The organism is Actinomyces sp. 2119, assembly GCF_003591215.1.
Lineage (GTDB): Bacteria > Actinomycetota > Actinomycetes > Actinomycetales > Actinomycetaceae > Actinomyces > Actinomyces lilanjuaniae.
On the sequence record NZ_QYRR01000001.1, the window covers coordinates 261,025 to 274,325 of the forward strand.

A 13,301-nucleotide genomic window follows, 5' to 3' on the forward strand; every position below is an offset into this window, starting at 1 on the left:
AGCGTGGGATCTTGGCACGCCGTTGGCCGCGGCTCATCCGACGTTCACAGGCCCATTCTGTCAAGAATGGCCACAAACGAGTTCGACGGAGGGCGGAGGGTTCCCGAGAACCTTGGAATCATGCGGGAACGAAACCACGAAAAGAGGACGGCTCTGTCGTTTGTGGCCGATTTTGACACTCCAGTCGCTAACACTGGGGTGTCAACCTGGCCTCGTGCACTACAGGCTCACTCAGTTCTACCCGCGACCTTGGCGCCGTTGGTTCCGCTTCTCCCGCACGCGCACGCTCATCTGGATGGGTGAGCCGGTGAAGCCGAACTCCTCCCGCAGGCGGCGCTCGATGAAACGGCGGTAGCCTGCGTCGAGGAACCCGGTAGTGAAGATGACGATCCGCGGCGGTGCCACCTGGGCCTGGGTGGCAAAGAGGATGCGCGGCTGCCTGCCACCGCGCACCGGGTGGGGCGTGGCGGACTGCAACTGGCCCAGGAACCCGTTGAGCCTGCCCGTGGGCACGCGGGTGGTCCACCCCTCTAGCGCGGTGTCTAGCGCCCGAACTAGTCGGTTGGTGTGCCACCCGGTACGCGCGGCCAGATTGATGTGGGGAGCCCAGGAAACATGGGCTAGGTCACGCTCCGTCTCCCAGCGCAGGGCCTTCTGGCGGTCCTGGTCCACCAGGTCCCACTTGTTATTGACCAGGACCAGCGCACGCCCGGCGTCCACCACCTGCTGGATGACGCGCACGTCCTGCTCGGTGACCGGCTCGGAGGCGTCCAGGAGCACCACGGCCACCTCTGCCTTGTCAATGGCTCCCTGGGTACGCAGAACGGCATAGTAGTCCGCTCCCCGCGCCTGGCGTACCCGTCGCCGGATCCCGGCGGTGTCCACCAGGACCCAGGCCCGCCCGTCTAGCTCGATGACCTCGTCCACCGGGTCACGGGTAGTGCCCGCGACCTCGTTGACCACGACTCTCTGGGAGCCTGCGATAGCGTTGAGCAGGGAGGACTTTCCTACATTGGGCCGTCCCACCAGGGCGACACGGTGCAGCCCCTCCTCAGGCTGGGCCGCAGCGACGGCGGAGACCTCCGGCAGGACGGCCACAGCCGCGTCCAGTACCTCGCCCGCACCGCGCCCGTGCAGCGCGGAGACAGGGTAGGGCTCGCCCAGTCCCAGCCCCCACAGCGCAGCGGCGTCACCCTCCTGGGCGGAGGAGTCAACCTTGTTTGCGGCCAGGACGACCGGCTTGCCGCTGCGACGCAGCATGGTGACCACCCTGGCGTCGGTCTCAGTGATCCCCACCTGGGCGTCCACGACGAGCAGGACGGCATCGGCCATCTGCACCGCCGCCTCCGCCTGGTTGGCCACGGCGGCCTCCAGACCGGCCACGTCCACCTCCCAGCCGCCGGTGTCCACGATAGTGAAGCGGCGTCCGGCCCACTCCGCCGGGTAGGACACCCGGTCACGGGTGACTCCCGGGGTGTCCTGGACGACAGCGACGCGGCGGCCCAGGACCCGATTCACCAGGGTGGACTTGCCTACGTTGGGGCGCCCGATAACCGCCAGGACCGGCAGGCCAGGCTCGACCTGGTCCTCCGTGGAGGTCCCCTCCTCCCCCTTGAGAAGAGCACGGTCGTCCTCGTTGAGATCGTAGCCCTCCAGGTCCTCGCGCATGGCCCGGGCTCGGGCGGTCTCCTGGGAGTGCTGAGCCACCTGGAGCGCTGCTGCCTGGCTCACCGCCGACTCGACCAGGTCGAGGACCCGGGTGACCGACTCATCCAGGGTGAGCCCGGAGGTGTCCACCAGGGTGACCCCCTCGGCAGCAGTGAGGAACTGGGACACGGTGGCGTCATCGCGGTCGCGGCGTACCACCTGGTCACGCAGGTCGGCTTCATCGACCTTCCTTCCCGCCGCCTCCAGGTCGCCTGCGCGCCGAGCCAGCCGGGCCTCCTCGGAGGCGGTCAGCAGCAGGCGCACCTCGGCCTCGGGGGCGATCACCGTGGTGACATCACGACCCTCGGCCACGACTCCTGCCCCGCGGGAGAAGGAGGAGGAGAGCCCTTCCCGCTCCGCGGCGATGATCTCACGCTGGAGCCGGGCCAGCTCCGCACGGATCTCCAGGTTGGTCGCTACCTGGGAGACCACCTGGGAGATGCGGGGGTCGCGGATCTCCTGGGTGATGTCGGTCCCGCCGCACAGCACACGGGGAGCATCCGGGTCGAGCCCCACCTCCAACGGCATCGTCGCCACCGTACGGGCAGCTGCTGCGCCGTCAGAGAGGTCAGTACCCTGCTGCTGGCACCACCATGCGGCTGCCCGGTACATGGAACCGGTGTCCAGGTAGGCCAGTCCTAGCCGTGCGGCCACCGTCCTGGAGACCGAGGACTTCCCTGACCCGCTCGGCCCGTCAACGGCCACGACAATTCCCATTGCGCTCCTCCAGGTTCAGCCAACAGGCGCAAGCGTCCCACATCGCGGTGCCACGGCGTGGCCTTAGCCCGGATGAGGCAGCACACAGGCAGGCTGCCTCGACCCCGACCGGCTGACAGAAACGTCATGGGACACCATGCTGCCTGCTGTCCTATGACATTTCTGTCGCCTGTCTGCTGTCTCGGGAGGGTGGGAGGCGACTCCTAGGTGACTACCACCCGCCAGCCCCGCTGGTCCAGGGCCTCCTCCAGGCCCTGCGCGGCGCTGGGCAGCACCGAGACCACAGCCAGGCCCACGCTCTGCCCGGCCGAGTGCTCCAGGGCGAAGTCCTCGATATTGACACCGACCTCGCCAATGTCGGCAAAGAGCCTGCCCAGGGAGCCGACGGAGTCAGGCACGAGCACCTGGACCTCACGGTAGCGCCGCGGGGCGCCTCCGTGCTTGCCCGGAATACGTGCCCGGCCACGACCACCTCGGGTCATGAGGTCACTGACAGCGCCAACAGCCCCCGGGGCGAGCGTGGAGGCGTCGCCCCGCCCTGTGTCGCCAGGATAGCCAGGGCTGCCGGGCTCGAAGACGGCGGCCTCCACACCGCGCAGCAGCAGGTCCAGGTCCTCGCGCAGCTCGCGCAGCAGCCCGGCCACCGGGGCGGCGTTACCGACGATGATGGCCGACCACAGCCTCGGGTCGGAGGCCGCCACGCGTGTCACGTCCCGGAGACCCTGCCCGGCCAGCGCCAGGGCGGAGTCGCTGGCCTTCTCCAGGCGGGCCGCCACCAGGGAGGAGACCAGCTGGGGGAGGTGGGAGACTGCCGCCACCGCGACGTCGTGCTCAGCAGCCCCCATGCGCACCGGCGTGGCGCCGACGTCGGTCGCCAGGCTGCGCACCACCAGCTCGGCTGAGGGCTCAGCCCCCTCCCCCACGACCACCCAGGGCCTCCCGGCGAAAAGGTCGGAGTCGGCGCTGCCCGCCCCGGAGCGCTCCCGCCCGGCCATCGGGTGGCTGCCCACGTACCGACGTGCCGCCTGGTCGGCACGGGCACGGACCTCTGTAGCGACCTGCTCCTTGACGGAGGCCACGTCCGTGACCACGGCCCGGGGATGGGCCGCCAGCTGGCGCACCACCACGTCGGCGGCCACGTCCGGCGGGGTAGCCACGACCACTATCCGGGGCTCGGCGTCTACCTCCAGGCGCGGCCGTCCAGCGCCCATGTCTCGGGCCAGGGACAGGCTGGTCGGCGAGCTGTCCTCCAGCTGGACCTCGACCCCTGCCGACGTCAGCGCCAGAGCCAGGGAGGTGCCCAGCAGCCCGGTCCCCACGACGAGCACGGGCCCCTTCGTGGACACCGGCTGCGCCCCGTGCTCCCCGCTCACAGCCCGACCTCACGTTGGAGCGCCGCGACCTCGTCCTGCGTCAGAGCCCTGACCTGGCCGGGAGCAAGCCGACCTAGGCCCAGCGGCCCCAGCCTGGTCCGAACCAGCCGCGTCACCGGGTGCCCCACTGCGTCCAGCATGCGTCTGACGACCCGGTTGCGCCCACAGTGGAGGGTGACCTCCACGATCGAGCCCCGCGCACTGGTGTCCTTGACCGTGACCCGGTCCGCCTGGACGGGACCGTCGTCGAGCTCGATGCCTTGCCTCAGCCTTCGCGGGACCCAGCGCTCGACCTCCCCCTCAACAACGGCGACGTAGGTCTTGGCGATCTCGAAGCGGGGGTGCATAAGCCGGTGGGAGAGCTCCCCGTCGTTGGACAGCAGGAGAAGGCCCTCGGTCTGAGTGTCCAGGCGTCCCACGTGGACCAGGCGTGTGGCCGGGGACAGCTCGGAGTGGTCGGCTAGGTAGTCACGGGCGTAGCGGGCGACGGTGGGCCGCCCCTGCGGGTCCTCCATGGTGGTGACCACACCTGCAGGCTTGTGGAGGACAAGCGTGAGCAGCCCCGGGTCAGTGAGCACCCGGGAGCCGTCCACCCGGATCTCCTGGTTAAGCGGGTCCACCCGCAGCCCGGGCTCGGTGACGACAACCCCACCGACACTGACCCGTCCGGCGGCGATCATTGCCTCACAGACGCGGCGGGAGGCCACCCCGGCATGGGCCAGGACCTTTTGAAGACGCTGCCCGCCAACCACGTGCGGATCATCGGCCCCACCGCGCGCTGTCCGTGCCCGCTCGGCAAGCATCCGGGTCTCCTCGTCCTCGGTGACCGCCTCGGAGTCGAAGGCGGCCAGGGCCTTGGCACCAGCGTCCTCACCCAGGTCCTCGACGTCGTCGTCATCGTAGAACTCCTCCGCGCCGAGTTCTCCTACCGGTCCCAGCCCGGGACTGCTCAGTCTGTCCGCCACTGCCTCTCCTTTCTGTCAGGTTGCCGGGTCTGCCGCCCCTCACCGGTCAGCACGTCCGCCTGCCTCCTGCACACCTGCCGGGCTCGTCAGCTCGCTGACCTCGTCGTCCAGGTCCGCCAGGTCCTCCTGAGCGGGGAGATAGGGTGCCAGCGCGGGCAGCTCCTCCAAGGAGCTGATACCTAGGTACTCCAGGAACTCGGCGCTGGTGCGGTAGAGGACCGCCCCGGAGGACTCGGTGCCGTCCTCCTCAATGAGCCCGCGGGCGCGGAGGGTCCGTACCACACCGTCCACGCTAACCCCCCGGACGGCAGCGACCCTGCTCCTGGTGACAGGCTGACGGTAGGCGATGACTGCCAGGGTCTCCAAGGCGGCCTGCGACAGCCTGGCCGTGGCGCTGCCGACAACGAAGCGCTCCACCACCTCGCTGTAGCGGGCACCCGAGGCCAGCCGCCAGCCTTCACCCACCTGCTGCAGGACGAAGCCGCGCTCACGGCTGCCGGGCACCTCCCCGCGGTACTCGGAAGCGAGCCCCTCCAGGAGCGCCCGGGTCTCCTCCTGACCCAGGTCGAGGGCCTGCGCCAGGGCAGCGGTGGTCACCGGCTCGTCGGCCACGACCAGCACCGCCTCCACAGCACCGCGCAGCCCGACCTGGTGCGGTGTGCCCGGTGCGGCCGTGGCCGTCTCCTGGTCGGTGGCCCCGGTCCCGCCGCCAGGTGCGAGAGCACGCACCTGGGCCTGTGTCATGAGAACTCCTCCTCCACGTCAGCCTCTACTATGCCCTCCAGATCCTCCTGGTCGGCACACCAGGTCACCGTGATCTCACCCATGGCCTCCGTCTGCTCCAACTCGGCGCTACCCTGACGGTGCAGCAGGAGCAGCCCCAGGAATCGCGCGACGACCACGGCAACCCTGTCGGCGTCGTGGGTCAGCTCGGTAAAGGTCAGGCGGCCATGACGCCTGAGCCGCTCAGCGACAAGCCCTGTCTGCTCGCCCACGGCGACCCGCTCATGGAGGTGGAGGGTCTGGACGCCCGGGTCCCTGGGACGGCTCAGGGCCGAGGCCGCGGCACGGGCCAGCTCCTCAGGTGTCACGGTGGCGACCAGAGGGGGCATCAGGGCGGCCAGGCGGGGGTCCAGGCTGACCAGGCGCGGGTAGCTGCGCGAGGCGGCCTCGGCCAGCTCCCGGAAGGCTCCTGCCGCCTCCTTGAAGGCCCGGTACTGCAGGAGCCTGGCGAATAGGAGGTCGCGCGCCTCCAGCAGCTCCAGGTCTGGGTCCTCCTCGTCCTCCTCCCGGGGCAGCAGCCGGTGCGCCTTGAGCGCCAGCAGCGTGGCAGCCACAACGAGGAACTCGGAGGCGTGCTCCAGGTCCCCGTCGGAGCGCATGTAGGCGATAAAGTCGTCAGTAACCTCGGCCAGGGCCAGCTCGGTGACGTCCAGGCGCCTACGGGCGATCAGGCTGAGCAGCAGGTCAAAAGGCCCCTCGAACTGCGGCAGGGCGACGCTGAATCCCGGCAGCCGGGCAGTCGTCTGCGTCCCGGTAACCTCCTGGTTCGGGGCCGGACCATGCGGCTGGTGCCTGGAGGTAGCGGGGTCCCTGGCAGGCGTCAGGGGCTCAGGCGACATCGCCGCGGGCGATGACCTCGCGGGCCAGACGACGGTAGGCCTTGGCACCCGGGTGGGAGGGGGCGTAGCTCGTGATCGGCTCACTGGCTACGGAGGCGTCAGGGAACTTGACAGTACGCCGGATACGTGTGTCCAGGAGCAGCTCGCCGAAGGCCTCCTCCAGGCGCTCCAGGACCTCCCGAGAATGCAGCGTCCGGGTGTCCACCATGGTCGCCAAGATGCCGTCGATCGTGAGGCTGGCGTTGAGGCGGTCCTTGACACGCTCCACCGTCTCCACCAGGAGGGCGACGCCGCGCAGCGCGAAGAACTCAGTCTCCAGGGGGATAATAACCCCGTGGGAGGCCGTTAACGCGTTGACGGTGAGCAGCCCCAGGGAGGGCTGGCAGTCCACGAGCACGACGTCGTAGTCGTCCAGGACAGGACGGAGCACCCTCTTGAGAGCCTGTTCGCGGGCTACCTCGTTGACCAGCTGGACCTCGGCTGCGGACAGGTCGATGTTGGCCGGGACGATGTCCAGGTCCGGGACCGTGGTGGGGTGTATGACCGTACGCACGTCGGGGTGCGCCGCCACCAGATGGTCGTAGATGGTGGACTCCAGCTCGTGGGCGTTGATACCCAGGCCGGCTGAGGCGGCCCCCTGTGGGTCGAAGTCCACGATGAGCACCCGGCGCCCGTACTCGGCCAGGGCAGCTCCCAGGTTGATAGTGGTCGTAGTCTTGCCCACCCCGCCCTTCTGGTTGCACATGGACACGACACGGGCAGGACCGTGGGAGACCAGGGGCTCAGGAACAGCAAAGGCTCTCTCCTCAGCCTCTTCAGACTCCTCAGCCTCCTCAGCCTCCTCGGAGGTGGGCAGGTCGTACAGTCCGGACTGGTCGGTGTCGCTCACGTCTCCCAGACTAGCCGACACCCCAGTGCTGACGCCCGCACCCCGGAGACACGCCCCGTTGCCCGGCTGCTGAGCCACGGACCGGCCACGACCGGCCGCGCGTCCTGGACGCCTAGTCGCGTGCCCTGGGATGGCTGGTCGCGTAGACCTCCCGCAGGTGGTCTACAGTCACCTTGGTGTAGACCTGGGTCGTTGTCACTGAGGCGTGCCCCAGCATCTCCTGGACCACGCGTATGTCCGCTCCCCCGGACAGGAGGTGCGTGGCGAAGGAGTGACGCAGCGTGTGCGGGGAGACGTGACGCTGCCCGGCCACGTCCTGGCCGCCAGACAGGCCTGCCCGTCGGGCCGCAGCCTGCAGGACGGCCCACGCGCTCTGCCTGCTCAGGGGCCTGCCCAGCGTGTTGAGGAACACCTCTGGTACTCCCCGACCCTTCTCCGCCAGGACCGGCCTGCCGCGCACCAGGTAGGCCTCCAGGGCCGTCCAGGCGTAACCCCCGACCGGCACGACCCGCTCCTTGCGGCCCTTCCCGAACAGGCGCAGGACACCGGAGCCGGGATCCAGGTCGTCGACGACCAGACCCACGGCCTCGGAGATCCGCGCCCCCGTGGCGTAGAGCACTTCCAGCAGCGCCCGGTCACGCAGGCTGACCGGACTGTCCCCGCTTCCAGCGGCCTCCAGGAGACGACCGACCTCCTCGATGCTGAGCGCCTTGGGCAGACGCCGCCCCAGCTGAGGAGGCCGCACGTCAGCAGCCGGGTCCTCGCTCGTGGTTCCCTCTTCCAGGAGGAAGCGGTGCCAGCCACGCACCGCCGTGAGCGTCCGGGAGGCTGAGGAGACAGCCAGGGTGCGCGCGCCATCAGCGCCTGTGCGCAGCGCCTCCAGGAAGCTGCTGACGTGCTCGGGGGTGGCTGAGGCGGGATCGTGCACGCCGCTGTGGCGCAGGTAGCGGGTGTAGCGGGCCAGATCCCGCTCGTAGGCCGACAGCGTGTGAGGGCTCAGGCCCCGCTCGACCCGCAGGTGCGCGAGGTACCCCCGCAGCGCGCGCTCCAGGGTGTCGCCACGCGGGTCGCTGCCGGTAGCCCGGGTGCCCGTGGCCTGCCCAGCCTCAGGAGAACCTGGTAATGAGGCCAAGACCCACGATCGTCAGTGCCCAGGTCAGTGCCACGGCCACCGTGATCCGGTTGAGGTTGCGCTCAGCCACGCCGGAGGAGCCTGCGGAGGAGGAGATCCCACCGCCGAACATGTCCGACAGGCCGCCTCCCTTCCCCTTGTGCAGGAGGATGGACATAATGAGGAAGAAGCTCGAGAGCACGAGCAGCACCTGGAGAATGACACGCAGCGCGTCCATACCGTGTTCCCCTACGTTCCCTTCGTCATGGGGCCGTAGGCCCCGCGGTCCTGTCTGTGCCGAAGCCTACCCGCCACCGGGGACCACCGGAGGCAACCGGGTGTGAGGTGGCGCTGGCCGTCTGCTCTGGCCGACACGTCGTGTCGGCCAGAGCAGACGGCCAGGCACCTGAGGAGGCTGTCAGGCGTAGAAGTGAGCCATAGCGGCAAAGGAGTCCGCCTTGAGGGAGGCACCTCCCACAAGAGCGCCGTCAATGTCCTCCTGGGCCATGAGCTCCTTGATGTTGTCCGGCTTGGCGGAGCCGCCGTACAGGATCCGGGTGGCCTCCGCTGTCGCGTCACCGTAGTCGGCACGCAGTGCCTGGCGGATCGCGCCGCAGACCTCCTGGGCATCCTGGGCGGTCGCGGTCTCACCGGTGCCAATGGCCCAGATGGGCTCGTAGGCGATGACGATCCTGGCGACGTCCTCGGCGCTCCACCCCTCCAGGGCGGCACGAATCTGCCCCAGGACAAAGTCCACGTGCGTGCCCGCCTTGCGTACCGCCAGGGCCTCGCCGCAGCACAGGATCGGAGTCATGTCGGCGTCAAGCACCTTGCGGGCCTTGGCACCGACGAGCTGGTCGGACTCTCCGTGGTACTCACGGCGCTCAGAGTGGCCCATGACCACGTAGGACACCCCGAGCCTGGAGAGCATGGAGGTGGAGATCTCACCGGTGTAGGCACCGTTGTCGTGGGTGGAGACGTCCTGGGCCCCGTACCTGATCGCCAGGCTGTCGGCCTCGACCACGGTCTGGACGGAGCGCAGATCGGTGAACGGGGGGATGACGACGACCTCGCACCTGTCGTAGTCGTGGTCGCGGTCCTTCAGCTCCATGTCCAGGCCCTGGACCAAGTGGTTGGCCTCCAGGTGGTCCAGGTTCATCTTCCAGTTGCCCGCCATAAGAGGAGTGCGGTTGCTCATTGTGACACCTTCAGTCGTGTTGAGTTACGTAGCTGTGTGCTGTGTGGGACGAGGACGGCTCGGCAGAGGCTCAGTCAGTCCTCCAGGACGGCGATGCCGGGCAGAGTCTTGCCCTCCAGGAGCTCCAGGGAGGCACCACCACCTGTGGAGATGTGGGAGAAGGCGGACTCGTCGAAGCCCAGGGTGCGCACCGCGGCCGCGGAGTCACCCCCACCGATGACCGAGAACGCCTCGGAGTCACTGATGGCCTGGGCCACTGCCTTGGTGCCCTCGGCGAAGGCCTCGAGCTCGAACACGCCCATAGGACCGTTCCACACCACGGTGCTGGAGGAGGCGATGGCCTCGGCGAACCGGGCACGTGTCTGCGGACCGATATCCAGGCCCATCTGGTCGGCCGGGATGGCCTCGGAGGCGACAACGCTAGCGGGCGCGTCGGCGGCGAGCTCAGGGGCGACCACGGTGTCAACAGGCAGCAGCAGCTCGACGCCACGCTCGCCCGCGGTGTCGATGTAGCCCTTGACCGTGTCGATCTGGTCCTTCTCCAGCAGGGAGGTGCCCACCCCGTAGCCCTGTGCGGCCAGGAACGTGTAGGCCATACCACCGCCAATGACCAGGCGGTCCGCCTTACCCAGGAGGTTGGCGATGACACCGAGCTTGTCGGAGACCTTGGACCCGCCCAGGACCACGGTGTAGGGGCGTCTGGGGTCGTTGACGGCCCTTCCCAGGGCCTCGATCTCCTTGACCACCAGCAGGCCCGCGGCTGAGGGCAGGATCTTGGCGACGTCGTAGACAGAGGCCTGCTTGCGGTGGACCACGCCGAAGCCGTCGGAGACGAACACGTCGGCCAGGGCCGCAAGCTGAGCGGCGAAGGCCTCACGTTCCGCGTCGTCCTTGGAGGTCTCGGCGGCGCTGAAGCGCACGTTCTCCAGCAGGACGATCTCACCGTCGCCCAGGGCCTCCACAGCCGCCTTGGCGGAGGGGCCCACGGTGTCCTCAGCAAGAGTCACCGTCGTGCCGGTGACCTCGGCCAGGCGGGTCGCCACGGGTGCCAGGGAGAAGTCAGGGTTGACCTGTCCCTTGGGGCGTCCCAGGTGGGCGGCGACGACAACCTTCGCCCCCGCGTCGAGCAGTCGGCGCAGGGTCGGCAGGGCTGCCTGGATCCTGCCGTCGTCAGTGATGTTCTTGTCGGCGTCCAGCGGGACGTTGAAGTCGGAGCGAACCAGGACCCGCCTGCCCGCAAGGTCACCCAGGGACTCGATGGTCTTCATAGGAAGCTGACACCTCTCATCAGTCGGTCATTTGCCGGAATTTTCTGGAAGAAACGGGACTGCGCCCGTGCACGCGAGGGGTGCGCGTGCACGGGCGCAGTCAGTGGAGCATCGTGGTCGTACTCGCGGCGAGCGCTGTCAGAGGCGCTCGGCGACGTACTCGGTGAGGTCCACCAGGCGGTTGGAGTAGCCCCACTCGTTGTCGTACCAGGACAGGACCTTGACCAGGTTGCCGATCACCTTGGTCTCGTTGGCGTCGAAGATCGAGGAGTGGGGGTCGCCCACGATGTCAGCGGAGACGATCGGGTCCTCGGTGTAGGCCAGGATGCCCTTGAGCTCGCCCTCGGCAGCCTCCTTGACCGCAGCCTTGACCGCGTCCACGGAGACCTCCTTCTCGGCCTGGAAGGTCAGGTCGGTCAGGGAGCCGGTCGGAGTAGGGACGCGTACGGCCAGGCCGTCGAACTTGCCCTGGAGCTCGGGGATGACCAGGGCGACTGCCTGGGCGGCACCGGTCTTGGTGGGGATCATGGACAGGGCGGCGGCGCGGGCGCGGCGCAGGTCGCCATGGGGGGCGTCCAGCAGGCGCTGGTCACCGGTGTAAGAGTGCACCGTGGTCATGATTCCCTGGACGATCCCGAACTTGTCGTTGAGGACCTTGGCCAGGGGGGCGAGGCAGTTGGTGGTGCAGGAGGCGTTGGACACGATGTTCATCGTGTCCGAGTCGTAGGAGGCCTCGTTGACGCCCATGACAAACGTGCCGTCGACGTTCTTCGCGGGCGCGGAGATGACCACCTTCTTGGCACCGCCGTCGATGTGGGCCTTGGCCTTCTCACCGTCGGTGAAGAAGCCGGTGGACTCCACGACGACCTCGACGCCGAGGTCGCCCCAGGGGAGGTCGGCGGGGTTGCGCTCGGCAAGCACCTTGATGTGCGCGCCGTTGACGGTGATGCCCTCCTCGTCGTAGGAGACCTCGCCGTTGAAGCGACCGAGGATGGAGTCGTACTTCAGCAGGTGGGCCAGGGTCTTGTTGTCCGTGAGGTCGTTGACTGCGACGACCTCAAGGTCCGCTCCCTGCTCCAGGGCGGCGCGGAAGAAGTTGCGGCCGATGCGGCCGAAGCCGTTGATACCAACTCGGGTAGTCACTTTTTGCGTCCTCCTAGTGCGCCCGCAGACGCACGGTTTCTGGGGTCGTTCGCACACCGGAGTGTGCCCCGGGCTCCACGTACCTCCTCACAGAAGGAGACCCGTCGCACCCGGCAGCACAGAGTCTATCCACACCCCTACCGCGCTGGCGAGCCTCCCACCGGCACTAGGAACGCCACGGGCGAACAGGCACAAGGGCGGCAGCCTGCGGCAACCAGGCCGTGACCTGCACCGACCGCGGTCGTGGGACCAGAGTCCCTCCCAGGACCCGGCCAGGCCCCGCAGGCAGCTCAGGGATCCAGCATGTCCTGGGTCAGGACCGACTCGGTGTCGGGCACCCCCAGGTCGTGGGCGCGCTTGTCGGCCATCGCCAGCAGACGACGGATTCGGCCGGCCACCGCGTCCTTGGTCAGCTGCGGGTCGGAGAGGTGCCCTAGCTCCTCCAGCGAGGCCTGCTTGTGCTCCATGCGCAGCCTGCCAGCCTGAAGCAGGTGTGCCGGGACGTCGTCACCGAGGATCTCGAAGGCACGCTCCACACGGGCCCCGGAGGCGACAGCGGCCCGGGCAGAGCGCCGCAGGTTGGCGTCGTCAAAGTTGGCCAGACGGTTAGCGGTGCCTCGCGACTCCCTGCGCGAGCGTCTCTCGGACCAGGTCCTGTTGGCCTCCGGGGCACCCATCCGGTCCAGGATGATGCCGATCGACTCCCCGTCACGTACGACCACCCGGTCGGCGCCACGCACCTCACGGGCCTTGGCTACCACGTCGAAGCGGCGGGCCGCCCCCACCAGGGCCAGCGCCGCCTCTGAGCCGGGGCAGGTGACCTCCAGGGAGGAGGAGCGACCGGGCTCGGTCAACGACCCCCGGGCGAGGAAGGCTCCCCGCCACGCTGCCGCAGCGGCGTTGCGCCCGCCCTGGACCACGGCCACCGGCATCCCGCGCACCGGGCGGCCGTGCTCGTCCACCAGGCCGGACAGGCGGGCCAGGTCCTTGCCCCGGTCCGCTACACGCAGCAGGTAGCGCGAGCCCCGGTGCAGCGACCCTCCCTGGACCACGAGGACCTCCGCGTCCATACCGAAGAGCTCCCTGAGGTAGCGGTGGAGCCGACGCACTGTGGCGCCGTGGTCGAGCTCTACCTCCACCACGAGGCGCTGGGAGACAATGTGCAGTCCTCCGGCGAAGCGCAGCATGGCCGACACCTCAGCGCGTTTCTGCGCCGTGTTCTCGGCGACGACGCCCGAGAGCTCGTCCTTGACGGTGACCGTCAGCGACATGAGAAGGCTCCTGACTGCTAGCGATAGGTTGTCACCC

At 68.9% G+C, this 13,301-nt stretch carries 12 protein-coding genes; all 12 read right to left on the reverse strand.

Features of this window, described 5'->3' with window-relative positions; all coding sequences use genetic code 11:
• Window positions 1-237: 237 nt before the first annotated feature.
• The 12 genes from der to whiA all read right to left on the reverse strand — a co-directional run bounded on the left by der (window position 238) and on the right by whiA (window position 13,264).
• Window positions 238-2,424, reverse strand: a complete 2,187-nt coding sequence (gene der / locus D4740_RS01040; protein WP_119835077.1) for a bifunctional cytidylate kinase/GTPase Der — start codon at window positions 2,422-2,424, stop codon at window positions 238-240.
• A 203-nt stretch (window positions 2,425-2,627) separates the two neighbouring features.
• The gene (locus tag D4740_RS01045; RefSeq protein WP_119835078.1) at window positions 2,628-3,797 is read right to left on the reverse strand and encodes a prephenate dehydrogenase; all 1,170 of its coding nucleotides are present in this window, start codon (window positions 3,795-3,797) and stop codon (window positions 2,628-2,630) included.
• Complete coding sequence (locus D4740_RS01050; protein ID WP_182911296.1) at window positions 3,794-4,762, reverse strand: pseudouridine synthase; 969 nt, start codon at window positions 4,760-4,762, stop codon at window positions 3,794-3,796. Before D4740_RS01050 ends, D4740_RS01045 begins: the two co-directional genes overlap by 4 nt.
• Before the next feature lie 39 nt (window positions 4,763-4,801).
• Window positions 4,802-5,506, reverse strand: a complete 705-nt coding sequence (gene scpB / locus D4740_RS01055) for an SMC-Scp complex subunit ScpB (protein ID WP_119835079.1) — start codon at window positions 5,504-5,506, stop codon at window positions 4,802-4,804.
• On the reverse strand, window positions 5,503-6,384 hold the full coding sequence (locus D4740_RS01060) for a ScpA family protein (protein WP_119835080.1): 882 nt from the start codon (window positions 6,382-6,384) through the stop codon (window positions 5,503-5,505). Before D4740_RS01060 ends, scpB begins: the two co-directional genes overlap by 4 nt.
• A complete protein-coding gene (locus D4740_RS01065; protein ID WP_119835081.1) occupies window positions 6,374-7,273 on the reverse strand; it encodes a ParA family protein in 900 nt (299 codons plus the stop codon). The genes D4740_RS01060 and D4740_RS01065 overlap by 11 nt, the downstream gene beginning before the upstream one ends.
• Window positions 7,274-7,385: 112 nt before the next feature.
• A complete protein-coding gene (locus D4740_RS01070; RefSeq protein WP_119835247.1) occupies window positions 7,386-8,312 on the reverse strand; it encodes a site-specific tyrosine recombinase XerD in 927 nt (308 codons plus the stop codon).
• A 67-nt stretch (window positions 8,313-8,379) separates the two neighbouring features.
• A complete protein-coding gene (secG, locus tag D4740_RS01075; RefSeq protein WP_119835082.1) occupies window positions 8,380-8,622 on the reverse strand; it encodes a preprotein translocase subunit SecG in 243 nt (80 codons plus the stop codon).
• 180 nt (window positions 8,623-8,802) lie between these two features.
• Window positions 8,803-9,582: a triose-phosphate isomerase gene (tpiA, locus tag D4740_RS01080; RefSeq protein WP_119835083.1), complete on the reverse strand. Its 780-nt coding sequence runs from the start codon at window positions 9,580-9,582 to the stop codon at window positions 8,803-8,805.
• Window positions 9,583-9,656: 74 nt separating this feature from the next.
• Window positions 9,657-10,850: a phosphoglycerate kinase gene (locus D4740_RS01085; RefSeq protein ID WP_119835084.1), complete on the reverse strand. Its 1,194-nt coding sequence runs from the start codon at window positions 10,848-10,850 to the stop codon at window positions 9,657-9,659.
• A gap of 138 nt (window positions 10,851-10,988) precedes the next feature.
• Window positions 10,989-11,993, reverse strand: a complete 1,005-nt coding sequence (gap, locus tag D4740_RS01090) for a type I glyceraldehyde-3-phosphate dehydrogenase (RefSeq protein WP_119835085.1) — start codon at window positions 11,991-11,993, stop codon at window positions 10,989-10,991.
• A gap of 290 nt (window positions 11,994-12,283) precedes the next feature.
• Window positions 12,284-13,264, reverse strand: coding sequence for a DNA-binding protein WhiA (gene whiA, locus D4740_RS01095; RefSeq protein ID WP_119835086.1), 981 nt, complete (start codon window positions 13,262-13,264; stop codon window positions 12,284-12,286).
• Window positions 13,265-13,301 lie beyond the last annotated feature (37 nt).